The 24,216-nt window shown below is 62.1% G+C and carries 21 protein-coding genes; 11 read left to right on the forward strand and 10 right to left on the reverse strand.

Translation table 11 applies throughout. The features are described 5' to 3' along the window. Positions 1-55 precede the first annotated feature (55 nt). From RA29_RS09500 to RA29_RS09510, 3 genes are all read left to right on the forward strand, one after another. The gene (locus RA29_RS09500; RefSeq protein ID WP_039685223.1) at positions 56-2,239 is read left to right on the forward strand and encodes an alpha-ketoacid dehydrogenase subunit alpha/beta; all 2,184 of its coding nucleotides are present in this window, start codon (positions 56-58) and stop codon (positions 2,237-2,239) included. Positions 2,240-2,329: 90 nt separating this feature from the next. Beyond that, complete coding sequence (locus RA29_RS09505) at positions 2,330-3,361, forward strand: (R,R)-butanediol dehydrogenase (protein ID WP_039685224.1); 1,032 nt, start codon at positions 2,330-2,332, stop codon at positions 3,359-3,361. Next, positions 3,362-4,129 (forward strand): SDR family NAD(P)-dependent oxidoreductase, encoded by a 768-nt coding sequence (locus tag RA29_RS09510; RefSeq protein WP_039685226.1) that lies wholly within the window; start codon positions 3,362-3,364, stop codon positions 4,127-4,129. Here RA29_RS09510 and RA29_RS09515 read toward each other — a convergent pair. The 5 genes from RA29_RS09515 to RA29_RS09535 form a co-directional block, all read right to left on the reverse strand. Then, on the reverse strand, positions 4,126-4,908 hold the full coding sequence (locus RA29_RS09515; protein ID WP_039685228.1) for a citryl-CoA lyase: 783 nt from the start codon (positions 4,906-4,908) through the stop codon (positions 4,126-4,128). The genes RA29_RS09510 and RA29_RS09515 overlap by 4 nt on opposite strands. Then, positions 4,905-6,137, reverse strand: a complete 1,233-nt coding sequence (locus RA29_RS09520) for a CoA transferase (protein WP_052249570.1) — start codon at positions 6,135-6,137, stop codon at positions 4,905-4,907. The genes RA29_RS09515 and RA29_RS09520 overlap by 4 nt, the downstream gene beginning before the upstream one ends. Then, positions 6,127-7,641 (reverse strand): tripartite tricarboxylate transporter permease, encoded by a 1,515-nt coding sequence (locus RA29_RS09525; protein WP_039685230.1) that lies wholly within the window; start codon positions 7,639-7,641, stop codon positions 6,127-6,129. The genes RA29_RS09520 and RA29_RS09525 overlap by 11 nt, the downstream gene beginning before the upstream one ends. 4 nt (positions 7,642-7,645) lie before the next feature. Beyond that, the gene (locus tag RA29_RS09530; protein WP_039685935.1) at positions 7,646-8,140 is read right to left on the reverse strand and encodes a tripartite tricarboxylate transporter TctB family protein; all 495 of its coding nucleotides are present in this window, start codon (positions 8,138-8,140) and stop codon (positions 7,646-7,648) included. Between the two features lie 143 nt (positions 8,141-8,283). After that, entirely contained in the window at positions 8,284-9,267 is a 984-nt protein-coding gene (locus tag RA29_RS09535) for a tripartite tricarboxylate transporter substrate-binding protein (RefSeq protein ID WP_039685232.1), read from the reverse strand. A gap of 104 nt (positions 9,268-9,371) precedes the next feature. On the opposite strand from RA29_RS09535, the gene RA29_RS09540 reads away from it, so the two are divergent. Genes RA29_RS09540 through RA29_RS09550 form a run of 3 tightly spaced genes read left to right on the forward strand, consistent with a single transcriptional unit; the run spans position 9,372 to position 12,362 of the window. Then, the gene (locus tag RA29_RS09540; RefSeq protein ID WP_039685233.1) at positions 9,372-10,037 is read left to right on the forward strand and encodes a response regulator transcription factor; all 666 of its coding nucleotides are present in this window, start codon (positions 9,372-9,374) and stop codon (positions 10,035-10,037) included. After that, positions 10,027-11,382 (forward strand): sensor histidine kinase, encoded by a 1,356-nt coding sequence (locus RA29_RS09545; protein ID WP_039685235.1) that lies wholly within the window; start codon positions 10,027-10,029, stop codon positions 11,380-11,382. Before RA29_RS09540 ends, RA29_RS09545 begins: the two co-directional genes overlap by 11 nt. Beyond that, positions 11,361-12,362: a substrate-binding domain-containing protein gene (locus RA29_RS09550; RefSeq protein ID WP_039685237.1), complete on the forward strand. Its 1,002-nt coding sequence runs from the start codon at positions 11,361-11,363 to the stop codon at positions 12,360-12,362. Before RA29_RS09545 ends, RA29_RS09550 begins: the two co-directional genes overlap by 22 nt. On the opposite strand, the gene RA29_RS09555 is transcribed toward RA29_RS09550, so the two are convergent. From RA29_RS09555 to ilvD, 4 genes are all read right to left on the reverse strand, one after another. Then, positions 12,359-12,730, reverse strand: coding sequence for a hypothetical protein (locus tag RA29_RS09555; RefSeq protein ID WP_039685239.1), 372 nt, complete (start codon positions 12,728-12,730; stop codon positions 12,359-12,361). The genes RA29_RS09550 and RA29_RS09555 overlap by 4 nt on opposite strands. Before the next feature lie 13 nt (positions 12,731-12,743). Further along, positions 12,744-13,517 carry a DUF6478 family protein gene (locus RA29_RS09560; RefSeq protein WP_039685241.1) on the reverse strand — a complete coding sequence of 258 codons (774 nt, stop codon included), beginning with the start codon at positions 13,515-13,517 and terminating at the stop codon, positions 12,744-12,746. An 87-nt stretch (positions 13,518-13,604) separates the two neighbouring features. Continuing rightward, on the reverse strand, positions 13,605-14,210 hold the full coding sequence (locus RA29_RS21860) for a hypothetical protein (protein WP_052249571.1): 606 nt from the start codon (positions 14,208-14,210) through the stop codon (positions 13,605-13,607). Beyond that, on the reverse strand, positions 14,191-15,954 hold the full coding sequence (gene ilvD, locus RA29_RS09570; protein WP_039685243.1) for a dihydroxy-acid dehydratase: 1,764 nt from the start codon (positions 15,952-15,954) through the stop codon (positions 14,191-14,193). The genes RA29_RS21860 and ilvD overlap by 20 nt, the downstream gene beginning before the upstream one ends. Before the next feature lie 168 nt (positions 15,955-16,122). On the opposite strand from ilvD, the gene RA29_RS09575 reads away from it, so the two are divergent. The 5 genes from RA29_RS09575 to RA29_RS21865 all read left to right on the forward strand — a co-directional run bounded on the left by RA29_RS09575 (position 16,123) and on the right by RA29_RS21865 (position 23,085). Further along, a complete protein-coding gene (locus RA29_RS09575) occupies positions 16,123-19,206 on the forward strand; it encodes an ABC transporter transmembrane domain-containing protein (protein WP_039685245.1) in 3,084 nt (1,027 codons plus the stop codon). Further along, positions 19,206-20,114 carry a CPBP family intramembrane glutamic endopeptidase gene (locus RA29_RS09580; RefSeq protein WP_039685247.1) on the forward strand — a complete coding sequence of 303 codons (909 nt, stop codon included), beginning with the start codon at positions 19,206-19,208 and terminating at the stop codon, positions 20,112-20,114. The genes RA29_RS09575 and RA29_RS09580 overlap by 1 nt, the downstream gene beginning before the upstream one ends. Before the next feature lie 58 nt (positions 20,115-20,172). Then, complete coding sequence (gene accD, locus RA29_RS09585; RefSeq protein ID WP_039685249.1) at positions 20,173-21,102, forward strand: acetyl-CoA carboxylase, carboxyltransferase subunit beta; 930 nt, start codon at positions 20,173-20,175, stop codon at positions 21,100-21,102. Next, a complete protein-coding gene (locus RA29_RS09590) occupies positions 21,099-22,370 on the forward strand; it encodes a folylpolyglutamate synthase/dihydrofolate synthase family protein (RefSeq protein ID WP_039685251.1) in 1,272 nt (423 codons plus the stop codon). The genes accD and RA29_RS09590 overlap by 4 nt, the downstream gene beginning before the upstream one ends. Positions 22,371-22,509: 139 nt before the next feature. Next, the gene (locus tag RA29_RS21865; protein ID WP_052249572.1) at positions 22,510-23,085 is read left to right on the forward strand and encodes a hypothetical protein; all 576 of its coding nucleotides are present in this window, start codon (positions 22,510-22,512) and stop codon (positions 23,083-23,085) included. Here the strand turns inward: RA29_RS21865 and zapE are convergent. Further along, entirely contained in the window at positions 23,082-24,137 is a 1,056-nt protein-coding gene (zapE, locus tag RA29_RS09600; protein ID WP_039685252.1) for a cell division protein ZapE, read from the reverse strand. The two genes, RA29_RS21865 and zapE, sit on opposite strands and share 4 nt — an antisense overlap. Between the last annotated feature and the right edge of the window lie 79 nt (positions 24,138-24,216).

Consider the following 24,216-nt stretch of genomic DNA (forward strand, 5'->3'; position numbering starts at 1 on the left):
TCCGCACCGGCAAGGTTCTATGTCGCCACATCAGCCACTTGATACGGACCCCGCCATGGACCGCGCCGCAATTGTTCACGACAACTTCCACCGGCGGCTCAAGGCCAGCGATCTGCCTTCGGGCGAGGGCGCAGGCGACATGGAGCCCGACGTGCTTCTGTCTCTCTACCGCGCGCAATGCCTGTCCCGGCAACTCGACCGCACCAGTCGTGCGATGCAGAAGGCAGGGCAGGGATACTACACCATCGGCTCCAGCGGGCATGAGGGGATGGCGGGCGTTGCCCACGCCCTGCGCCCCACCGATATGGCGTTCCTGCATTACCGCGACGCGGCGTTTCAGATCGCGCGCGCGGGGCAGGTGCCCGATCAGAACCCCGCATGGGACATCCTGCTCAGCTTTGCGGCGTCCTCTGAGGACCCAATGTCCGGCGGTCGCCATAAGGTGCTCGGGTCCAAGGCACTCAACATCCCGCCCCAAACCTCGACAATCGCGAGCCATCTGCCCAAGGCGGTGGGCGCTGCCTATTCCATTGGCCTTTCCAAACGGCAGCGCCCGGAACACGCGCACCTGCCCGATGACGCGATCATCATGTGCAGTTTCGGCGATGCCTCTGCCAACCACTCCACGGCCCAGGGCGCGATTAACACCGCCTGCTGGACCAGCTTCCAAAACGTACCGCTGCCCCTGCTGTTCGTGTGCGAGGACAATGGAATTGGCATATCGACCCCCACACCCTCCGGCTGGATCGCCGCCAACTTCTCCGCCAAGCCGGGCCTGACCTATTTCGCCTGTGACGGCCTCAATGTCGCGGAAACCGCGCGCGTCGCGGCTGAGGTGGCTGCGTTCGTCCGGCGGCACAAACGCCCCGCCTTCCTGCACATCCGGACCGTGCGGCTCTATGGACACGCGGGCTCCGACGTCGAGGCGACCTACCGTGCCAAGGCTCAGATCGAAGCTGATGAGGGCAACGACCCGCTCCTTCACACGGTCCGTCTTTTGCGCGACATCGGTGCGTCCACGCCCGAGGACGCGTTGGCCCTTTATGCAGAGATAGGCAAAGAGTGCGAAGTGCTCTCCGCCAAGGCGACGAAACGCCCCCGTCTGCAAATTGCCGCAGATGTCAGTGCCAGCCTGATCCCGCCAAAGCGCACATGCGCGCCCACGAACGGCCCGTCCACCTTGCAACGCAGCAAAATCTTCGGCACCGACCTGCGCAGCAGCGAAGAACCGCAGGTGATGAGCAAACTGATCTCTTGGGCCCTCACCGACCTCATGCTCGAACACCCCGAAATCGTCATGGCAGGCGAGGACATCGGCAAAAAGGGCGGCGTCTACGGCGCGACACAGAAACTGCAATCCCGCTTCGGCCCCCACCGCGTCATCGACACACTACTCGACGAACAATCCATCCTCGGCCTTGCCATCGGCATGGCCCACAACGGCTTCATCCCGATCCCCGAAATTCAGTTTCTTGCTTACCTCCACAATGCCGAGGATCAGTTGAGGGGCGAGGCGGCCACACTCCCCTTCTTCTCCAACGGCCAATACGCCAACCCCATGGTCCTGCGAATCGCCGGTCTGGGCTATCAGCGCGGCTTCGGCGGCCACTTCCACAACGACAACTCCCTTGCCGTCCTGCGTGACATCCCTGGCATCGTCATCGCTTGCCCCTCGCGCGGCGATGACGCGGCCAAGATGCTCCGCGAAGCGGTGCGGCTGGCCCGCGAAGAGCAGCGCGTCGTGGTCTTCATCGAACCCATAGCCCTCTACCCCATGCGTGACCTGCAAACCGAAGGCGACAGAGCGTGGATGTCGACCTACCCTGCGCCCGACGAACGGATCGCGCTGGGCGAGGTCGGGGTCAGTGGAAATGGAACGGATCTCGCCATCATAACATACGGAAACGGACGGTACCTGTCGGAACAAGCCGCCAAGCGCCTGCGCAGCGAGGGCATCAATGCGCGCATCATCGACATGCGCTGGCTCGCACCCATGCCCGAAGCTGCCCTGATCGAACAGGCCCAAGCGTGCCGCGCCGCTCTCATCGTAGACGAATGCCGCCGGACCGGCAGCCAGTCCGAGGCGCTCATGACCCTCTTCACCGACGCAGGCATCCCAAACATCGCCCGCATCACGGCCGAGGATTGCTTCATCGCCACTGGCCCCGCCTATGCTGCCACACTCCCATCGACAGACGGCATCGTGGACGCCGCCAGAACCCTCTGCGCCAAGTCTTGAGATTCCGGTTTCACGAAATTCACCCTAGCCCTTGATCGCCCCTTTCCCTCCGGTCCACAGTCGCGCCAACAGGGAGAGAGGACAGCACCCATGACGCATCAGGCAGCGTTCTACCGCGGCGGCAAACACTTCACGGTCGAGGCGGTCGAAACACCCCAGCCCGGCCCCGGTCAGGTACAGATCGACGTCGCCTATTGCGGGATTTGCGGCACTGACCTGCATATCTACCTCGGTCACATGGACGGGCGCGTCGGCTTTGAGCGGACCATCGGGCACGAGATGTCAGGCGTCATCGCAGCCATCGGTGAAGGTGTCGAAGGGTTCACGGCAGGCCAACCCATCGTCGTCCGTCCACTCGATCACTGCGGCGTATGCCCGGCGTGCAAAGCCGGGCACGAGCACATCTGCCACAACCTGAAATTCATCGGCATCGACAGCGACGGGGCATTCCAGCAAAAATGGAACGTCCCCGCCCACACGGTCCATATCCTCCCCAAAGACCTCAACCTCGCCCACGCTGCCCTCATCGAACCGCTCGCTGTGGCTGTCCACGACGTCGACCGCGGCAAGGTCCAGCCGGGCGAAGACGTCCTTGTCATTGGCGGCGGCCCCATCGGCATGCTCGTTGCTATGGCCGCGCGCAACGCGGGCGCGAACGTCACGGTGGCCGAGATCAACGACAACCGCCTCGCTTTCGCGGAGAAGGTCGGCTTCACGACCATGGACCCCAAAACCACCGATGTCGCCAAGGCGATGCACGACGCCACGGGCGGCAAGGGGGCCGACGTCGTCTTCGAAGTGTCTGGCAGCCAACCTGGCGTCGATTTGATGACCGCTGCTGCTTCCACACGAGGGCGTATTGTCATGGTCGCCATCCACGCCAGTAAACCCCAGATCGACATGTTTCAGTTCTTCTGGCGCGAGCTCGACCTGATCGGTGCCCGTGTCTACCGGCCTGAAGACTACGACAAGGCCATGGACCTGCTCGCCAAAGGCGTCGTCGATTGCGACGCCTTTATCACCGACATTCAGGGGCTGAACGACATCGAGGGCGCGTTCAAAATGCTCACCGAGAACCCCAACGCCATGAAATCCATGATCCGCGTGACGGAGGGCCTGTAAATGCCAGTTCTCGACAGTTTCGACCTCACCGGCAAAACCGCCCTCGTCACCGGCGCAAAACGTGGGATTGGACGCGGGATGGCCGAAGCCCTTGCCGAAGCCGGCGCCGACATCATCGGCGTCAGCGCAACCCTCGAACCGGGCTCAGACATACAGCAAACCGTCGAAGCTATGGGTCGTAAATTCGCACCATACGCCTGCGACTTCTCTGACCGCAGCGCCGTCAAAGCCTTTGCCGCCCAAGTCCTGCAAGACCACCCGCAGATAGACATCCTGATCAACAACGCGGGCACGATCCTGCGCACCCCCGCCGCCGACCATCCCGACGACATGTGGGATACGGTGATCGAGGTGAACCTGAACGCGCAGTTCATCCTCACCCGCGAGGTCGGGAAAACTATGGTCGCGCGCGGATCGGGTAAGATTATCTTCACCGCCTCTCTGCTCACGTTCCAAGGCGGGATCACAGTGCCGGGCTATGCGGCGTCCAAAGGTGGGATTGGCCAGCTCACTATGGCTTTTGCTAACGAATGGGCAGGCAAGGGCGTAAACGTCAACGCCATCGCCCCCGGCTATATCGACACCGACAACACCGAAGCGCTGCGCAACGACCCCGTGCGATCCAAATCCATACTAGAACGTATTCCGGCAGGTCGATGGGGCAAACCGGACGACTTCAAGGGCCCGGCTGTCTTCCTCGCCTCCGATGCCTCCGCTTACATGCACGGCCACGTTATGCTGGTCGATGGTGGTTGGATGGGCCGCTAGTCCGTGATCGGATTAGGGCCGGAATAGGTCCAGCGATAGTCCGGCGGGGTCGGGCCCTTGTTGCGACCCCCTTGCTGTTGCTGTTCCCACGCATGAGACAGAACACCGACGCTGCGGGACAGGCAAAACAGCCCGCGCGCCAGTGGCGCGGGAAAGCCCAACTCAGCAAAAATCACAGCCGTCGCTCCGTCAATGTTCATCGGCACAGGCCTGCCCTTTTCTGCGGCAAGCGCCATTTCAATGCTGCGCGCCACCGCAGCATAACGTCCGGATACGATACCGTATGTCTTGGCATCATCGACAAGCGCCAAAAGCCGTGGCGCGCGTGGATCAACCGGCTTGTGAAACCGATGGCCAAAGCCCGGCAAAAACGGACCGTGCTCCGCCCGCCAAGTATCCAGCACATCGGTCAGCGGCGCATCCGACGCCTCAACCAGATGGTACAACTCCACCGCCTGCTCGCCTGCCCCTCCATGCACGTCATCAAGCATGTTCACCGCCGATGCGATGGCGCCGTTCAACGGCAATCCGCACGTCACCGCCATCCGCGCCGCAGCAATTGAAGGCGCTTGTGGCCCATGATCGACCGCTGCGACCAGCGCTGCCTCGAACAGCTTGGCCTGAGCCTCGGATGGCATGTCCCCTCGCACCATCAGCCAGATCATCTGGGGAAAGCTGACGTTGCCGATCAGGTCCTCAATCGGATGCCCACGCATCCGGATCTGCCCGGGCGCCATGTCGATAATGTCAGTGGACCACCAATCAGAAACGTCACTCATATCGCCCCCTTGTCCGCCAGCGCGGCGATGTCCTCAACGCTCAGCCCCAAACTTCTCCAAACTTCGCCCGCATGCTCTCCAAGCTGTGGTGGTGGTGTCGCTACTTTCAACGGGGTCCCATCTAATTTGACGCCGGTATTAACGACCTCAATGTCGTGCCCCACACCGGGCACATCTGCATAGTGGGTCATCAAACCGCGCTCCGCCACCTGTGGATGCGCCAGCACGTCTGGCACCGACATCACGGCTCCGGCGGGCACACCGATGGCGTTCAACGCCTGCGCCAAGTCCCGCGCCGAGCGATCCGCCAGCGCATCTTCAATCTCCGAACGCAATTCCATACGGTTCCGTTTGCGATTTTCCCTCGTGTGGTACTCCGGCTTGTCTCGCAGCGCAGCCAAGCCCAGGAAGTCCGTCAGCAAAACCCACTGCTCATCCTTGTTCGCCGCGATATTGATCAGCCCGTCACCCGTCCGAAACGTCCCCGACGGGGCAGAGGTAGGATTCTCGTTCCCATTGGCCCCCGGCTCAACACCCGCAATCACGTGATTAGAGACAACCCACCCCATTGTCGCCAACACGCTTTCCAGCATCGAGCAGTCGATAAACGCCCCACGGGGACGCGCGTTCAGGGCCGATGCCACAGCAAAGGCCGCCGTCATCCCGCCAACCGTGTCGGCGACCGGATAGCCCACGCGCAAGGGCGCGCTGTCGCCATCTCCGGTGATCGACATGACGCCCGAAACGCCCTGCACAATCTGGTCGTAAGCCGGGCGATCCACCCACGGTCCGTCCTGCCCAAAACCCGAGATGGCGCAGTAGATCAGATCGGGTTTGTGCCCTTTCAGAACCTCATACCCAAGGCCCAATCGCGTCATCACACCCGGGCGAAAGTTCTCGACCACGACATCTGCCGTCTCGACCAGCCGTAGAAACAGCGCCTTTCCTTCGGGATGCTTGAAGTTCAATGTGACGGATTTTTTCCCTGCATTCTGTGCAAGGAAAGACACCCCCATCCCCTTCGCATTCAACTCGGGATCGGCACCCAATTGGCGGGCCAGATCACCGCGCCCCGGCGCTTCGACCTTGATCACTTCGGCGCCCATATGCGCCAGTTGGTGGCAGCAAAACGGCCCTGCCAGAACGTTGGTTAGATCAAGAACGCGGACTCCGTCCAACGGGGCAGGGCGGGGGTTCACCTCGCCGTACCCGTGGGGATCAATCCCCATCCGCCACCCCGGCCGCCCGCGCCCGGGCGCGCCGCGCGCGGTAGCTGGGCAGGATGACCAGCAAGCAGGCGATAACCAACAAGCCCAGCGTCATTGGGCGTTCCCAGATAAAGCTGATCCCGTCATAAAGTTGCATGGACCGGCTGAAGTTGTCCTCAAGCATCCCGCCAAGGATGAAGCCGATCAACAGTGGAGCAAGCGGGTAGTCCGCAAAGCGCAGGATCGTGGCGCAGATGCCGAAGCCGACGAGCAGCAGCAGTTCGGTCGCGTTGTTCTGCCCGATATAGGCCCCCATCAGTGTGAAGAAGAGGATGAAGGGGATCAGGAAGTTGCGCGGCACCGCAAGGATTTTCGCGATATAGGGGATCAGCGGCAGGTTCAGGATCAGAAGGATCAGGTTGCCGATATACATCGAGATAATAACGGCCCAGAAGATCTGCGGGTCGTCGACCATCAGGCGTGGGCCGGGTGTTACATTCAGTGCGATGAGCGCGCCGAGTAGGATCGCCGTGGTGCCTGAGCCGGGGATGCCGAGGGTCAGAAGCGGTACAAACGATCCGGTGCAGGCGGCGTTATTGGCGGTCTCCGGCGCGGCGAGGCCTTTGACGGAGCCTTTGCCGAACTCTTGCTTCTCCTTCTCGGGCGCGATGTTGCGTTCAACCGCATAGCCGAGGAATGAGGCGATGGTCGCGCCTGCGCCCGGCAGGACACCGATGAAGAAGCCTTGCAGGGACTGACGGCCAACGACCGGCGCGATGGATTTTGCCTCGTCTTTTGTGATCCGTAGGTCCTTGATGTCTCCGGACTGGCCAGTCTTGGAACGGCTGGGGTCCATTACGAGGTACAGCGCTTCGGGCAATGCGAACATGGCCATGGCAAGCGTGATGAAGGCAAAGCCCGATTGCAGGTCCATCAGGCCCATGGTGAAGCGGGGCATGTTGAACAGTGCACCTTCGCCCACTGTCGCCATGATAAGGCCAAGCAGGGTCATCATGATCGCTTTTGCCACTTGGCCCGTGCCAGCGAAGGCCGCGATGGCCGAAAGGCCGACGACCATAAGCGCGAAGTATTCGGCCGAGTGGAACAGCAGCGCGACCGACGACAGCATCGGCGCAAAGATCATCAACAGGATGGCTCCGATGGAGCCGCCGCAGAAGGACGCGATAGCGGCGATGGTGAGCGCTTTGCCCGCCTTGCCGTCGCGGGCCATCGGGTAGCCATCAAAGCTGGTCGCCACCGTGCCCGCGACCCCTGGCGCGTTGAGCAGGATGGATGAGGTCGAGCCGCCGAAGATCGCGCCGTAGTAAACGCCCGCGAGCAGGATGAGGGCGGCGGAGGGGTCGCCGAGCGAGATGGCGACGGGGATCATGATGGCAATGATCGACATCGGGCCAAGGCCGGGCAGCATGCCGATGAATGTGCCGATCAGGCAGCCGCCGATGACCATCAAGAGGTTCTGGAGGGAGAAGGCCGTTTGCAGGCCGATCAGGATACCTTCGAGCATGTCTTTACACCCCCATGAATGCAGGCAACGGGCGCAGGAAGATGCCAAGGACGACCTGCACGAGATACCAGACGACGCCGGTGGCGATGCCCGCGACCACGATCATCGTGATCCAGCGGCGTTCGCCGAGGATCACGGAGCCCATGACGAGGAAGCCGACGGTGGCGATGATGAACCCGGCGGGGCGGAGGAGCAGGGCATATGCGACCATGAGACCGAGGAGCAGACCGGCCTGGCCGAGTTTGAACTCCTTGAGCTGGCGGTAGACGATGACGGAGGGGTTTTCCTCGCGCGGTTTGTCGGACTTCTCAAGCCCGAGTACGATGATCAGACCGACGATGATGCCCATGACGCTCAGCACCTTGGGGAAGGTCGAGGGCCAGATGGGATTGCGCTGCATGAAAGGAGCCAGGCTGCCGTCCATGGTGAACCACGCGGCGTAGCCGTAGGCGGCGAAGATGCCCAAAAGGATCAGTCCGATCCAGCGATCGAGTGCCATGATGTCCCCCCGATTGATCTGTCCCCGCGGGGACACCCCTGATTTCATTGAAGAAAAGGGTTAATTTTACTTAATCTTAACGGATTTCGCCCGTTTTTGGCAGGTGTGGGACCATGCCAGCCCCACACCCAAGAGCGATCAGATCAGAGGAAGCCGAGCTTCTTCATCAGGTCGCCGATGACCTGTTCCTGATCTTCGAGGAAGGCTTTGAACTCGTCCCCGTTGTTGTGGATGTTGACCCAACCGTTGCGCGCACGCACGTCTTCCCACTCCGGGGTGTCATACATCTTGGTCAGCGCGTCCTGGTACATGGCCAGCTTGTCTTCGGGCAGACCCGGGGCGCCAAAGAAACCGCGCCAGTTCACGAACTCGGTGTCGATCCCTTGCTCTTTCATGGTCATGGCGTCGGGGGCTGCGTCCACGCGCTCTGGTGCTGTCACGCCGATGATCTTCACTTCGCCTGCGTTGGCCAGATCAACCGCTTCGGAAAAGCCGGTGGAGAGTGCTGCGATTTCACCCGACAGGAGCGCCGCCATGGCTTTGCCGCCCGCGTCATAGGGGATGTATTTCACGCCCAGCGCGTCCTTGCCTGCAGCTTCCATCACCATGGCCGCCACGAGGTGGTCCATGCCGCCGGGAACCGAACCACCGCCGATGGCGGTGCTGTTGGGGTCCGCATCATAGGCGGCCAGCAGGTCTTCCATCGAGTTGATGGGGCTGTCCTTGCCCACCACCATGGCGGCGTAGTCACCGATGGTGCCAGCGACCAGCGTCAGATCGCGGAAGTTATGCGGGAACACGCCTGTCAGCGAGCGGATCACGATGGGGGTCGAGTTGACCATCAGCGTGCCATGGTTGCTGTCTGCGTTTTCGATCAGGTAGCCGATGGCCTTGCCACCGCCGCCGCCCGACATGTTTTCGAACGATGCGTTGCCGACAAGGCCCGCACCTGTCAGCGCCTCACCGGTGCCGCGCGCGGTGCCGTCCCAACCGCCACCGGCGCCGCCGGGGATCAGGAAGTGGATGCTGTCGACGACCTGATGGCCGTCTGCGAATGCTGCGCCACCCAGGCCAAATGCCATAGCTGCGCCAAGCAGGGCCCTGCGGCCCATTGCCAATGATTTCATTGGTGTCCTCCCATTTGACTTCGCGCGCTTTCACGCGAATGTTGCCCTGAAAACATGCGAACCTGACACAGACCTGTCATGGAGCCGCAACAGGGGCGGATCGGATGAAATACCTGCTGATCGAGGACAATGCCGAACTTGCGGGCGCGCTGTGTACCCGGATGCGTCTGGATGGGCATGTGATCGACCACGCCTGTACATTGTCGGAAGGGTCGGACTTTTTGAGCGTGGGGGAGTACGATCTGATCCTGCTGGACATCATGCTGCCGGATGGCGACGGGCGTGCCTTTCTTGAGCGTCATCGGGCGCAGGCGGGGGATACGCCGGTCATTGTGCTCACCGCTCGGTCCGAGGTGTCGGATCGGGTGAGCATGCTGGATCTGGGGGCGGATGATTACCTGACGAAGCCGTTTGATCATGCCGAGTTGCAGGCGCGGTGTCGGGCTGTTTTGCGCCGGCGCACGGGATCGGCGCAGACGGTCATTCGGCGGGGCGATGCGGCGCTGGATCCGGTGGCGTCTGTTTTGCGCATTGGCGAGGCCGAGGTGACCTTGCGCAATCGGGAACTGCGCCTGCTGGAGCTGTTCATGAACGCGCCGGGCCAGATCTTTTCCAAGGACAAGCTGGTGGATCGGTTGTTTTCCTATGATGGGACGGTGACCGAGAACGCGATCGAGGTTTATGTGGGGCGGCTGCGCAAGCATCTGGAGCCGTCGAGCCTGACCATTTCGACCCATCGGGGTCTGGGGTACCGGTTGGATGAGGGGTAGGGCGACATCCCTGCGCCGTCGGCTGACCTGGACCCTGATCGGTGGGGCGGCGGTGTTGGCGGTGCTGTTTTATCTGGTGGTCCGCACCTACGCCCAGCAGATCGCGCAGCAGGGGCAGGACCGGATACTTGAGGCGTCGCTGACATCTCTTATGGATGCGGCGGTGGTGCGCGAGGGGCAGGTGGAGGTGGACGTGCCCTATGCCGCGTTTGCCATGCTGGACACGGCCGCCGATGACCGGGTTTTTTATGCCATCCATCAGGGTGCGGAGTTGCTGACTGGGTATGATGGCTTGGTCGAGGGGCCGTTTGCTGCGATGGCCGGACCTGTGTTCGATACGGTTGGCTTTGCCGGGACTGATCTGCGTTTGGCCCGCTTGACGCGGGTTTTGCCTGCCAGTCCCGCGCCGGTGATGCTGACTGTGAGTGTGGCGCAGACGCGGGATAGTCTGGCGGGAACATTGTGGGCGATTTCGGTGAATGCGGCGTTGTTTGGCGGTGCGTTTTTCGTATTGGCGGCGGGTATGGCATTGTGGACATCGCGATCCACCATGCGCCCGCTGAGCCAGATGGCGGAGGCTGTGGCGCGGCGGGGGCCGCGGGATCTGCGGCCCGTGGTGCGGGCGGTGCCGACCGAGCTGTCGCCGCTTGTGACCTCCCTCAATTCACTGATGACCCGGCTGAATGCGTCGCTCACCCAGTCCGAGACCTTTATTGCCGAGGCGGCGCATCGCGTGCGGACGCCGCTGGCCACCGTGCGCACTCACGCAGAGGCGACGCTGATGCGGGTGGATCGGGATGAGAATCGCGCGGCCTTGCGGTCCATGATCCGGGCCATCGACGAAAGCAGCCGCGCGGCGGGGCAGCTTTTGGACCATGCCATGGTCAGCTTTCGTGGTGATCAGATGGAGCGGAGCGCGGTTGATCTGGTCGGGATTTGCCGCGAGTTGGTGGATCGGCTGACCCCGGTGGCCGAGATGAAGGATCTGGAACTGGTTTTGCAGGCGGATGGGCCTGTCGTTGTGCAGGCTGACCCGATCCTGATCCAGAACGCCGTGCGCAACCTGATCGACAATGCGCTGAAGTATTCCCCGGCCGAGGGGGCCGTGCGGATCGAGGTGCAGGCGGATCCGGTGGCGATTGTCGTGTGTGACGAGGGGGCCGGGTTCCCTGTTGCGCAGATTGCGGAGTTGTCCCAGCGGTTTCAGCGGGGGGCCAATGCGGGCGATACGGTGGGCTCGGGTCTGGGCCTGACCATCGCGCGGGATGTGGCGGAGGCGCATGGGGGACGGTTGGAATTGGCGAATGTCGAGGGGGGCGGGGCGTGCGCAACTTTGTATTTGTGATCCTGTGCCTTTGGGCCAGTCTGGCCGCTGCTGCGGAACTGGAAGACCGGCAGACCTTTCATGGCGAGAACGGCGTGACCCTGCGCGTATTGTCGAGCACGGATACGGATATTTTCGCGCCCATTCTCGAAGGGTTCATCGCCCGCAATCCGTCTGTATCTATCGACTATGCCGTCGCGGGTTCGGCGGACATTGTGACGTTGATTGAGGACTGTCCCGACTGCTTTGACGTGGTGATTTCCAGCGCCATGGACCTGCAATTGAAGCTGGCCAATGATGGGCTCGCGCGGCGGTTACCGGGGCTGGCGCGCAGCAGTGATACCCAATGGCGCCAAAGCCTGTTCGGGTTCACGCTGGAGCCTGCGACCATGGTGCTGAACCGTGCGGCATTCGAGGGGCGCAAGATGCCCACGACGCGGCAGGAGTTGATCGAGGCCTTGCGCGCAGAGCCGGAGCGTTTTCGCGGGCGGTTGGGGACCTACGATGTGCGGTTGTCGGGGCTGGGGTACTTGTTTGCCACACAGGATGCCCGCACGTCCGAGACGTTCTGGCGGTTGATGGAGGTGTTCGGGAACCTTGATGCCCGGCTCTACTGTTGTTCGGGTGATATGATCGACGACTTGGCGTCGGGTGAGTTGTTCGTCGCCTACAACGTGCTGGGCAGCTACACACAGACGCGGCCCGAGACGCTGGACAAGGTCGCCGTCATCACGCCCGAGGATTTTGCCACGACGATGATGCGTACGGCGCTTGTGCTCGATACGACAGAACTGGGTGAGACGGCGGCGGCGCTTGTGGCGTATCTGACGTCTGGCGCGTGGGCGGCGCAGGATCGGCCGGGCTTTCCGCTGCCTTCCCTGCGGGATGCAGAGGCGCAAATGTTGAGCGTGGTCAGCCTGGACCCTGGATTGCTCGTATATCTGGACCGTCTGAAGCGCGCGCTTTTCCTTGAGGCGTGGGCCTCGGCCCTGCTGCGCTAGGTGGTTTCTATGCAGTGGCGGCGGAAGGCACGTTTGAGCATGTCCAGCTCTTCGCGCAGAAGCGCTACTTCGTTGCGGATGTCGTCGCCAAGGGCTTCGCCCGCGATCAATGTGAAGTCGCCCAACTTTTCGTCATCGGTCCCGTCGGTGATGACAAAGACCTGAACACCATCGGCGATGGCCTCTGCCGGAATCGGGACTTGCAACAGCCATCCGCCATTTTCGCCCTGTTCGGTCACCTGCACGTCCGGCACTTCGGTTTCCTGATGCGTCACCTTGATCTGGGGCACGCCGGTTCCGTTTTGCTGGATCCGGGCCTGCCAGATCCCGTGCTGCATCTTGATCGGGGTCAGGGTCAGTGTGCTCATGCGGTCCCTTTCATCACAGTGCCGCGCGCGGGCGGCGCGAGAAGGTCAGATCGCGCAGCGTGACCTGGTTCATTTCCGGCCCTTCAAAGATGAGGTCGATCCAGGCCCCTTCCACCCGCTTCTCGTTCAGCTTGGAATAGGCGAGGTCAAACTCGACCGTCACGTCCGCCTCGTGCAGCGGCAACTCGCGCACGATTTGTTCGGTGTTGGGACCGTGGCGGACGTTGAGCCGGGCAAAGATTTCGATGGGTTTTTCCATCTCCACAATGGTGTTCATGCCCAGCAGGTGGTTCTTGGTCAGGCCGTTGACGGCGTCGCCGGGCAAGTTGACCACAAGCGACAGGAACGAGCCGTCGAATTTGAAAACGTCGAGCCGGACACCGTAGGGCGCAAGGTCTTCCTCGCGCCGGTTGCGCAATTGGCGCAGGGTCATCTCGCTGAATTCGCAGTCGTGAAACAGCGTCACCTCACTGCCCAGCATCGACTTTGTCTGAACCGAAGACATGCCGGGGGTGCCCAGTGATCCGCGCCACAGCTCAGGCCGCCATGACCATTCGGTGTTGTGCGGGTGGGGAAAGGCCGAAGATCCGATGGCAGGCAGTCCAAGCCGTTCGTCGGCGCGGTGGATCAGCCGATCAAGATGCGTGCGCAGCAGGCGCGCGGCAGACCGCAGGCTGCGCAATTCACCCAAATCCGTGGTCTTTGCATTCCGCGCGGCGCGCGCCCAGCGGCGCATCATCCGCTTGTGCGCGATCCGGTCGATGAAAGAGATGCGGTTGCCTGCCATGTGCCCTGCGCAAATGCGTGTCGCGGTGCACTATCTATGCCAAAGGTTTCACTCGAATAAACCCGCGAAGAGACCTGTGGGTCGCTGTTAGGGGGTTGGCGTTGCAGAATTGCCTTGGGGTGCTACCACAGCGATAACCGACTGTGCCTGTGTCCGTTCCACCGTTTGCGTCAGCAGGCTTTGCCCCATCAGGTCGAGTGCCGCGCTGTCAGCATTTTCATATGCGGCGAGGCCGAGCACGTGGTTGCCCACCTGTGCAGCACCGCGCCAATAGGTTGTGCGCATATCGGCGCTGGGCGGTCCGCCCGTCACCTGTACCAGTGCCAGCGGTCCGTCGTCGCTGCGTTGCAGGACGGTTTCGGAGGCGCCTTCGAACTGGGCTGTGCTGATCGCGGCCGCGCCTGCCGCGGGCACCGTGGTGGCGGTTATGATCGCCAGCGGCGCCTCTGCCGTTTGTCGTCCCCCCAGCGTGTCGCAGCGCGCCATCAGCGCAAAGCTGTCGCGCAGGCTGCGCCTGTCGACGCAGAACCCGGGCGGTGGCATCAGTTTGATCGCGCCACCGCTCAGTTCTGCGTTGCTGAGCGCAAAGTTTTGCCCCGAACCGCCCAGATCGAGCCCTGCGAAGTCTTCGCAAGCGGCAAGGCCAAGCAGAGCGGCGCCGAGCAGGAGGCCCTTACAGGTCCCAGTACTCATGCCGTTCCGCTTTTGCTCCGGGATGTGTGACTGCGCCCTTGTACGTTTCGCCCACAAGCTGCGCATATTTCCACAGCGCGCCCGAGGCATAGATGTTTTCGCGTGGGCCGGACCAGTTGGCTTTGCGTTCCGCCAGTTCCTCGTCCGTGAGGTCCACGTTGATTGTGCCTTCGATCGCGTTGATCGTGATCACGTCGCCATCTTTCAGCAGGGCAATGGGGCCGCCATGGGCTGCTTCGGGGCCGACGTGGCCGATGCAGAAGCCGCGTGTTGCGCCCGAGAAACGGCCGTCGGTGATCAGCGCCACCTTCTTGCCCATGCCCTGGCCGGACAGGGCCGCCGTGGTGGCCAGCATCTCGCGCATGCCGGGGCCACCGGACGGTCCCTCGTTGCGGATGACGAACACGTCGCCTTCCTCGTAGGTGCGGTTCTGGACCGCATCAAAGGCATCCTGTTCGCATTCGAAGACGCGCGCCGGACCGGTGAAGATCTGGTGCTGGGCTTCCATGCCCGCGACCTTCACGATGGCACCTTCGGGGGCCACGTTGCCCTTCAGGCCAACAACGCCACCGGTCTTGGTGATCGGGTTTTCGATGGGGTGGATGACACGGCCATCAGCTTCGAGGCTGATCTTGTCCAGTTCTTCGCCGATGGAGTAGCCGGTTGCGGTGATGCAATCCTCGTGGATCAGGCCCGCTTTGCGCAGTTCCTTCATCACGACATAGATGCCGCCGACTTCATACATGTCCTTGGCAACGTATTGACCGCCCGGTTTGAGGTCGACGAAGTAGGGCGTGTCGCGGAAGATTTCGCAGACGTCATCAAGGTAGAAGTCGATCCCGGCCTCGTGCGCCATGGCGGGCAGGTGCAGACCGGCGTTGGTCGAGCCACCCGTGCAGGCCACGACGCGGGCCGCGTTTTCGAAGGCTTTGCGCGTGCAGATGTCGCGGGCGCGGATGTTTTTCTCGATCAGGTTCATGACCGCGGCGCCGGACGCTTCGCCGTATTGGTCACGGGATTCGTACGGTGCCGGGGCACCCGCGGAGTTGGGCAGGGCGAGGCCGATGGCTTCGGACACGCAGGCCATCGTGTTGGCGGTGAACTGGCCGCCGCACGCCCCGGCAGAGGGGCAGGCGACGCGCTCGAGGATGTCGAGCTCCGCCTCGGTCATAGCACCGCTTTGCTGCTGGCCGACGGCTTCGAACATGTCCTGCACGGTCAGATCGCGGTTGGCGTAGGCCTCGGGCACCTTGGCACCTACGGGTGCGCGGCCCGGAAGGATGGATCCGCCGTAGAGGAAGACGGACGGTACGTTGAGACGGATCATCGCCATCATCATGCCAGGCAGAGATTTGTCGCAACCGGCCAGACCCACGATGGCGTCATAGCAGTGGCCGCGCATGGTCAGCTCAACCGTGTCTGCGATGGCTTCGCGGGAGGCGAGCGAGGAGCGCATGCCCTCGTGCCCCATGGCAAGGCCGTCGGTGACGGTGATGGTGGTGAACTCGCGTGGGGTGCCGCTGGCCGACTTCACGCCCATCTTCACCGCTTGGGCCTGCCGGTTCAGGGCGATGTTGCACGGAGCCGCTTCGTTCCAGCAGGTGGCCACACCAACGAGAGGTTGGTGAATCTCCTGCTCCGTCATGCCCATGGCATAGTAGTAGGACCGGTGCGGCGCGCGTGCGGGCCCTTCGGTCACGTGGCGGCTGGGTAGCTTGGACTTGTCGAACTTGCCTGTAAGCATCTGGCGTCTCCCCCGAAAAAGCGTCTGGACTGCAATAGCCATTGGCCCGCTGCGCTGCAAGCGCTCGCGGTTGTAATAGGTGGGGGCTGGCACTAGGTTCTGCGGACGGGTCGCGCCCGGTTGCTTTTCCAACCGTTTGGACAGGGGTGCGGGCCATCAGGACGTGCCATGGATTCCACCATATTCGCTTTCATCTGGAAGCATTCCAAGCGTGATCAATTGATGTTGCTGGGGCTGACGCTTGTCACGTTCCCGTTTCTCTATGCCACGCTGGAATTGCCGAAGCGGATTATCAACGACGCGATTGGTGCGACCAGCAGTATCGTAGATGTGTTCGGCCTTGAGCTGACGCAAATCCAGTTCCTGCTGGCTTTGTGCTTTGGTTATCTGGGTGCCGTGCTGGCCCACGGCCTGCTGAAGATGCGCTTGAATACGATGAAGGGTGTGACGGCCGAACGGCTCCTGCGTCGCTTCCGCTTCCAGTTGATCAGCCGCATGCTGCGCTTTCCGCGCAGCTACTTCCGTTCGACCAGCCAGGGTGAGTTGGTCAGCATGGTCACGTCCGAGGCCGAGCCGATGGGCGGGCTGATGGGCGACATGGTGGCACAGCCTGTGTTCCAGGCAGGCCAGATGCTGATCATCGTGGTGTTTCTGTTCCTGCAATCGGTGTGGTTCGGGCTGGCCGGTATCGCGCTTATCCCGTTGCAGGCATGGATCATTCCGATGCTGCAGCGCCAGATCAACCTGCTGAACAAGGAACGTATCCGCGAGATTCGATCCTTCTCTTCCGAGATTGGGGAGAGTGCTGCAGGTATTTCGGATCTGCGCACCAATGGTGGCCTGCGGTATCGCCTTGCGCAGTTCACCGACCGGCTGAGCAAGCTGTTCGAGGTGCGCTTCCAGATCTACCAGAAAAAGTTCTTTATGAAGTTTCTGAACAACTTCATCACGCAGCTTACGCCGTTCTTTTTCTACTCGGTCGGGGGCGTGCTGGCCATTCGCGGTGAAATCACCGTGGGGGCGCTGGTGGCGGCGATCGCGGCCTACAAGGACCTGTCGAGCCCCTGGAAGGAACTGCTGACCTACTACAACCAGACGCAGGATATGTCCCTGCGGTGGGAGATCGTGACTGACCGGTTTGCGCCGCGCGACATGATTGATGAGAGGTTGTTCGAGGGCGAGCCGGACGTCATTCCACACCTGCAAGGCGACATCGTTCTGGACAACGTGACCGTCCGCAATGCCGAAAACACGCCCGTGCTTGAGCGCATCGACCTTACGATTCCCAAAGGCGCGCGGGTGGCCATTCAGGTCAAGAACCAGACCGAACGAACTGCCATTGCCGAGCTATTGGTGCGAGAGGTGCTGCCGACCCGTGGGTCGATCACCATCGCCGGTCACGATCTGTCGACCTTGCACCAGGAGGTCGTGTCGGCCCGCATCGGATATGCGCAATCGCGCCCCTATCTGTTCGATGGCACATTGGGCACCAACCTGTTGATGCCGCTGATGACGCGACCCAACACGGTCCCGTGGGGGCAGGGCCGCAAGGATCGCTACATGACCGAAGCGCTGCGGTCCGGCAACAGCCCGGACCGGGTCGATACCGAGTGGGTCGATCCCGCCCTTGCCGGTCTGGGCACCGAGGATGAGGTGCGCGCGTGGTGGTTTGCGCTGGTCGAGGCGATGGGCATCGACGAATTCATGTTCCGTCGTATGCTGGTCAGCCGCATGGATCCCAAGCAGCATCCGGAGCTGGCCAAGGCCATCGTTGCGTTGCGCCCGGTCGTTGAAGAGCGCTTGCGCGAGCAAGGGTTGAGCGATGCGGTTTATCGCTTCGATCCCGAAGAGTTCAACCCGGCGGTTCCGCTTGGCGGCAACCTGCTTTTTGCAGCGCCCTCCCGCGATATTTCGCAACAGGGGCTGGCGCGGGACGAACGGTTCATCAATCTGGTGTTTGAACACGGGCTTGCCGAACAAGGCATCGCCATCTCGCAAACCCTGATCGAGACGCTGCACCAGACCTTTGGCCGTGATGGCACGAGCCACCCGCTGTTTACCGCACTCAACATCGAGGAAGAGATGTATGAGCAACTGGTCGATATTTCCGCCCGCCGCCGCGAACGTGGGGATGTGGCGCTGACCGATGATGAGTTTGCGCTACTTCTGACCGTGCCATTTGCCTTTACCGCCGAACAGATTGGTCCGGCGTTCCCCGAAAGCTTCAAAAAAGAGATTGTGCAGATCCGTAAGACCAGAGGCTCCGCCCTGCGTGAGCAGACGCAGGAGTTCTTTATTCCCATTGCACCGGAGACATATCTGCCGCGTCTCACGCTGGTGGAAAACACCCTGTATGGTCGGATTTCGATGTTTGCCGGTGCCAAGGAAGAAGTAATCGAGGACCTCGTGGCCGATGTTGTGAAAGAGCACGATCTGCGCCGTCAGGTGGCCGAGACGGTGTTCGATATTCGCACCGGTCTGGGCGGCACGAACCTGCCTACCATCTTTCATGAACGGGCGGCGTTTTCCCGGGCGGGGATCAAGCGCCCGGACATCCTTCTCCTGGACCGCGCGCTTGCCAGCCACGGCAGCGAAGAGCGTCGCAAAACCCGAGAAGCGCTGCGCGAGCTGCTGCCAGACTCCACGCTGATTTTTTTGGAAGAGAGCTTTAACAACCCCGACGCCTACGACCTGTTTGTCGAGATCAAGGATGGGCGGATTGACGGCGTTCAGGCCCATGACGAAGACGACGAGGAAGCCGACGATCTGAGCCGCAAGCTGCGTGTGATTTCGCGAGCGGACCTCTTTTCGGGCGTCAACAGTCGTAACCAGCGCCTGCTGGCTTTTGCCGCGCAGTGGTACACCGCCGAACCGGGGCAGCGCATCTTTTCCATGGAGGAAAAGCCCGATGCTGCCTATCTGTGCGTCAAGGGAAGTGCCGTGCTGAGCTACGACGGTGAGAATGGCGAAGACCGACATGTGACCACGATTGAGCCTGGCCGCCTGATCGGCGATCTGGCCATCATCCTGAACGAGCCGCGGCAACTGCATTTGACGGCCCTGACCGAAGCGACTTTCCTGCGCATCGGTGCGGCCGAATTCCGCGCTGTTCTGGAGGAGGACGCCACCGTGCTGCGCAGCCTGCTGAACACCGTTGCCAGCCATTTGACCGGCGCTGCCGAGTTGCTGCGTCAGGCCAATGTGCAGATCCCCCAGGACGAGGGGCCGCCACCGCCGCCATTGGATCGCTGATGGGTGTTCTGAGTTTCGACTATCGCCCACATGCGCTGATGATTGATCCGGCGCGCGACCGGGCGCAGCTTTGGCGACTGGCCTTTGGCATCGTATTGGTTGCCGGTTTCTTTCTGGTGCTCAGCAATCTTGTCTTGGGCACGATTCTTGGGCTGCTTGAGCCGCAAACTGCCAGTGCGGTGTTGCGGGATGCGCAGACGGGTCGGACCGCGGGCGGGATGCTGTTGCTGTTGTTCCAGTTGGGTCTGTTGGGTGTTGCCGCGGCCATGGTCGTGATCATGGTGCACAAGAGGCAGCCCGCGACGCTGATTGGCCCCATTGGTCTGGCGGTGCGTCAGTTCGGTGCGGTGTTGTTCATGATGGTGCTGCTCACCATCGCGCTGTGGGTTTTGCCGCCCTATGACATGGGTGAGGGGACGTTGACCCTTAACATGTCGGTCAGCCGCTGGCTGCTCTTGCTGCCCATCGCCATCGTTGCGGTGCTTGTGCAGATCGGGGCGGAAGAGATCGTGTTTCGCGGTTATCTGCAGCAGCAACTTGCGGCGCGGTTCCGTTCGCCTTTGATCTGGATGATCCTGCCTGCCGTCTTGTTCGGTGCCGGGCACTACCTGCCCGAAAGTGCTGGCAGCAATGCGTTGACGATTGCGATCTGGGCGACTGTTTTTGGTGTCCTTATGGCCGATCTGACGGCTCGCTCCGGCACGCTTGGTCCCGCGATGGCGGTGCACTTCGCCAACAACATCTCGGCTATGGTGTTGACGGCCACGCCGGACGAGATGTCGGGCCTTGCGCTTTACGTTTTGCCGTTCGGGATGGCGGACGAGGCGGCGATGGCCGCTTGGCTGCCTGTTGATTTCGGTTTCATGCTGGTGAGCTGGTTGGCCGCGCGTCTTGCCATCCGCGCTTGATTGCATTTGACGCTGCCCCGGATTATCTGACGGAACGGAACCGCAGCAGGAAGCCCACATGAACTGGATCACCAACTATGTCCGGCCCCGGATCAACTCGATCTTTTCGCGGCGCGAGACCCCGGACAATCTGTGGACCAAGTGTGACAACTGCGGCACGATGCTGTTTCACCGCGAGCTGTCGGACAACCTGAATGTCTGCACCAACTGCGGGCACCACATGGCGGTCACGCCCCGCGACCGCTTCACGGCGCTGTTCGACGGCGGCATCTTTACCGAGGTCGAGGTGCCTGCGCCGCTGACCGACCCGCTGCAATTCCGGGACCAGAAGAAGTATCCCGATCGCATGAAGGCGGCGCAGAAATCGACGGGCGAGAACGAAGCGATGCTGGTCGCCCGGGGCGAGATTGGGCGCACGCCCATCGTCGCCTGCGCGCAGGACTTTTCGTTCATGGGTGGATCCATGGGCATGTATGTGGGCAACGCCATCATCGCGGCCGCCGAAGAGGCGGTGAAGTTGAAGCGCCCGCTGGTTTTGTTTTCAGCCGCCGGTGGCGCACGGATGCAGGAGGGGATCCTGAGCCTGATGCAGATGCCACGCACGACTGTTGCGGTGCAGATGCTGAAAGAGGCGAACCTGCCTTACATCGTCGTACTGACCCATCCCACCACGGGTGGTGTGACGGCCAGCTATGCGATGCTGGGCGACGTTCATATCGCCGAACCCAACGCGCTGATCTGCTTTGCCGGGCCGCGGGTGATCGAACAAACCATTCGCGAAAAACTGCCCGAAGGGTTCCAGCGGGCCGAGTACCTGCTGGACCACGGCATGCTTGACCGCGTGACCAAGCGGACCGAGATGCGGGATGAGTTGATCACCATCACCCGGATGCTCATGGGCGAGCCGCCTGCTGTCAAAGGCGACTTGCCAGCCCCCGCGCCCCTGCCTGTCGAAGAACCCGCTGCCGAGGATGCGGCAAAGGAATGAGCACCGGTTCCGACGCCATTCTCGAACGGATGATGGCGCTGCACCCCAAGGTCATCGACCTGACGCTGGACCGCGTGTGGCGGCTGCTGGAGGCGTTGGGTAATCCGCAGAATGACCTGCCTCCGGTGATCCACGTCGCCGGTACGAACGGCAAGGGGTCGACCCAGGCCATGATCCGCGCGGGTCTGGAAGCGGCGGGACATCGCGTCCATGCCTACACCTCGCCCCATCTGGCGCGGTTTCACGAGCGTATCCGGCTGGCAGGAACGCTGATCTCCGAGCCTGATCTGACCGCCTATCTTGATGAATGCTACGAGGCGAACGGTGGTGCCGACATCACCTATTTCGAGATCACGACGTGCGCCGCGATCCTTGCGTTCGCCCGGACGCCTGCGGACTACACGCTGCTTGAGGTCGGGCTGGGTGGGCGTTTGGACGCCACAAACGTCATTGACACGCCCAAGCTGACGATCATCACGCCGGTGTCCATGGATCACGAGGCATTCCTGGGCAACACGCTGGCCAAGATTGCAGGCGAAAAGGCGGGGATCATCAAGCGGGGCGTGCCCGTGATCGTGGGTCCGCAAGAGGATGACGGTCTGGACGTGATTGAGGCGCAGGCCACGCGGCTGGGCGCCCCTGTGTTGGCCTATGGCCAGCATTGGCACGCGGTGCCTGAACGCGATGGCATGGTCTATCAGGATGAGGTGGGTCTGCTCGACCTGCCGCGCCCCGTCTTGCCGGGGGATCACCAGATACAGAATGCGGGGATTGCGCTGGCCGCGTTGCGCCATCTGGGCTGTGATGCCTCTGCCTGCGAGGCGGCAGTGACCCAAGCGCAATGGCCCGCACGGATGCAACGGCTGCGCACCGGGCCGCTGGTCGACCAGGCGGGCGAGGCCGAGCTTTGGTTGGATGGCGGGCACAACCCTGCGGCCGGTGTGGCCCTGGCCAGTGTCCTGAGCGGCTTGCCCAAGCGTCCGACGCACCTGATCTGCGGTATGCTCAACACCAAGGATGCGCGCGGCTACCTGCGTCCGCTCGCGTCGCATGTGGACAGTCTGACCGCGCTCTCCATCCCCGGTGAAAAGAACACGCTTCCAGCGTCTGAGACGGCGCAAGCGGCGCGCGATGTTGGGATGGTAGCGCACGAGGCCGAGGATGCTACAGCCGCGCTACAGGCGATCATTGCACGCGATCCGCACGCGCGTGTCCTGATTTGCGGATCGTTGTACCTGGCTGGTGCGATCCTGCGCGAAAACGGCTGACCTACATTCATCGCCGGTGTCTCAATATTTCGGCACGCCCGCATTATGTTGACCATTCGGTGCCGAATTTGCTACATCTAGCGCAGTTTTTCACCCTAACGTGGAACAACCGCGACGGGTTTGCTTGTGGGGAAGCAGTATGTTCAGGCGAAAAAATGCGGGCGAATTGCCGTCCCAGGTCACGGATGATGCAGAGGACTACGCATCGTCCAACATGAAGATGCTGGTCATCGCTGCCGCCTTCTTGATGGTGACGATTGTCTTGATCCTCTTGCAACCCGGCAGTGCGATAGAACCGGCGCAGACATTTGCAGAGAGCCCCGTGGTGGATGATCTGAGTGCATCCGAAGCGGAGGTGACGCGCGCCGATGCATCCCTGCTTGATCTGCAGGTGGTGTCCGCGTCCGAAGCGGTCAGCCGACAGTTGCGCCAGCCCATTCGCCTGACCGATACCGATGCGCGGCACACGGACCTGCGCAGCCTGACATCAGCGGTGTTGATCGGGTTCGGATACACTCCGCAGCAAGGCGACCGGCTGCAAGCGCTGCTGGTGCAGGCCCTGACCGAAGGGCAATCGAATGCCTATATTGACGCATTGCTGAACACCGCTGCGGCGCGCAACGAATTTACCTTACCGCGCAAGCTGACGACGGCAGCAGGGCGGCTGGACACCGAAGCGTTGCTGGTGGCCCTGGTGCGTCAGTCGCAGGGCTAGGCGGCCCAGTCCGCGCTTTGCATTTCTCGCAGGCGCGAGGCTGTGCGTTCGAACTCGAACGTGCCTTCACCCTCAAGGTACAGCATTTCCGGTGTGTCGGCGGCAGAGCAGATCAGCCGAACATGCGCCTCATACAGCGCGTCGATCAGGGTGACAAAGCGCTTGGCTTCGTTGAAATTGCTGCGGCCCAGACACGGGATGTCGTCGACCATCAGCACCTTGCAGGCGTCGGCGATGGCGAGGTAGTCGCCCGGCCCAAGCGGCTTGGAACACAGGTCAAAGAAACTGCTGCGCCCGATGCCGTTGCGGAATTGCGGGATGGTGACGGTGCGCCCCTTGATTGTCAGGTCGAGCGGTTCAGCCCGCCCGCCTGACAGGTCCGCCCAGATCGCGTCCATCTCGGCCCGCGCGGTTGCGCCAAGGGGCGAGAAGTAGACCGGGCTGCCCGACAGTCGGTCCTGTCTGTAGTCGGTGGGAGAGGCGAGTTCCCAAACGACCATCTTGTCCTTGAGCAGGTCGATGAATGGCACAAAAAGCTGTCGGTTCAGCCCGTCCTTGTACAGATCATCGGGCACCCGGTTGGATGTCGTCACGACGACGACACCGGCGGCAAACAGCGCCTCGAACAGACGGCCTACGATCATCGCATCGGTGATGTCGGTGATCTGCATTTCATCAAAGGCGAGCAGCCGGACTGAGGCGGCAACATCTGCGGCCACAGGCGCAATGGCATCATCCACGCCGCGCTGGCGGGCTGCGTGCATCGCGGCGTGGATCTCCTGCATGAAGGCGTGGAAATGCACCCGGCGTGCAGGCACATCCACACGCGAGGCAAAGAAGTCCATCAGCATCGACTTGCCGCGCCCGACACCGCCCCACAGGTACAGCCCCTTGGGTGGCTCGGGGGCCTTTCGGAACAGCCCCTTCTTGACCGGTGCGGCCAGCGCCGCGCGGATGCGTTCAAACTCGGGCAACACGGCCAGTTGCGCCGGGTCGGGCTGCAACTCGCCCTTGTCCACAAGCGCTTGGTATTCTGTCAGCAAATCACTCATCGCTGCCTGTCGTAGCGTGCAGGTCCCCACATGGGAAGCGCCGTCCGTTCAGGAATAGTGATGCGTAGACCAAGAATTC

The organism is Tateyamaria sp. ANG-S1 (assembly GCF_000814025.1).
GTDB lineage: Bacteria > Pseudomonadota > Alphaproteobacteria > Rhodobacterales > Rhodobacteraceae > Tateyamaria.

What these genes read in the sequence shown, in the direction of transcription:
- ilvD (WP_039685243.1), bottom strand. Translation starts at nt 15,954, where the DNA reads ATGCTTACAGGCAAGTTCGACAAGTCCAAGCTACCCAGCCGCCACGTG.
- RA29_RS09505 (WP_039685224.1), top strand. Translation starts at nt 2,330, where the DNA reads ATGACGCATCAGGCAGCGTTCTACCGCGGCGGCAAACACTTCACGGTC.
- RA29_RS21860 (WP_052249571.1), bottom strand. Translation starts at nt 14,210, where the DNA reads ATGAGTACTGGGACCTGTAAGGGCCTCCTGCTCGGCGCCGCTCTGCTT.
- RA29_RS09525 (WP_039685230.1), bottom strand. Translation starts at nt 7,641, where the DNA reads ATGCTCGAAGGTATCCTGATCGGCCTGCAAACGGCCTTCTCCCTCCAG.
- RA29_RS09535 (WP_039685232.1), bottom strand. Translation starts at nt 9,267, where the DNA reads ATGAAATCATTGGCAATGGGCCGCAGGGCCCTGCTTGGCGCAGCTATG.
- RA29_RS09555 (WP_039685239.1), bottom strand. Translation starts at nt 12,730, where the DNA reads ATGAGCACACTGACCCTGACCCCGATCAAGATGCAGCACGGGATCTGG.
- RA29_RS21865 (WP_052249572.1), top strand. Translation starts at nt 22,510, where the DNA reads ATGTTCAGGCGAAAAAATGCGGGCGAATTGCCGTCCCAGGTCACGGAT.
- RA29_RS09510 (WP_039685226.1), top strand. Translation starts at nt 3,362, where the DNA reads ATGCCAGTTCTCGACAGTTTCGACCTCACCGGCAAAACCGCCCTCGTC.
- RA29_RS09515 (WP_039685228.1), bottom strand. Translation starts at nt 4,908, where the DNA reads ATGAGTGACGTTTCTGATTGGTGGTCCACTGACATTATCGACATGGCG.
- RA29_RS09540 (WP_039685233.1), top strand. Translation starts at nt 9,372, where the DNA reads ATGAAATACCTGCTGATCGAGGACAATGCCGAACTTGCGGGCGCGCTG.
- RA29_RS09560 (WP_039685241.1), bottom strand. Translation starts at nt 13,517, where the DNA reads ATGGCAGGCAACCGCATCTCTTTCATCGACCGGATCGCGCACAAGCGG.
- RA29_RS09520 (WP_052249570.1), bottom strand. Translation starts at nt 6,137, where the DNA reads ATGGGGATTGATCCCCACGGGTACGGCGAGGTGAACCCCCGCCCTGCC.
- RA29_RS09575 (WP_039685245.1), top strand. Translation starts at nt 16,123, where the DNA reads ATGGATTCCACCATATTCGCTTTCATCTGGAAGCATTCCAAGCGTGAT.
- zapE (WP_039685252.1), bottom strand. Translation starts at nt 24,137, where the DNA reads ATGAGTGATTTGCTGACAGAATACCAAGCGCTTGTGGACAAGGGCGAG.
- RA29_RS09500 (WP_039685223.1), top strand. Translation starts at nt 56, where the DNA reads ATGGACCGCGCCGCAATTGTTCACGACAACTTCCACCGGCGGCTCAAG.
- RA29_RS09580 (WP_039685247.1), top strand. Translation starts at nt 19,206, where the DNA reads ATGGGTGTTCTGAGTTTCGACTATCGCCCACATGCGCTGATGATTGAT.
- RA29_RS09530 (WP_039685935.1), bottom strand. Translation starts at nt 8,140, where the DNA reads ATGGCACTCGATCGCTGGATCGGACTGATCCTTTTGGGCATCTTCGCC.
- accD (WP_039685249.1), top strand. Translation starts at nt 20,173, where the DNA reads ATGAACTGGATCACCAACTATGTCCGGCCCCGGATCAACTCGATCTTT.
- RA29_RS09545 (WP_039685235.1), top strand. Translation starts at nt 10,027, where the DNA reads ATGAGGGGTAGGGCGACATCCCTGCGCCGTCGGCTGACCTGGACCCTG.
- RA29_RS09590 (WP_039685251.1), top strand. Translation starts at nt 21,099, where the DNA reads ATGAGCACCGGTTCCGACGCCATTCTCGAACGGATGATGGCGCTGCAC.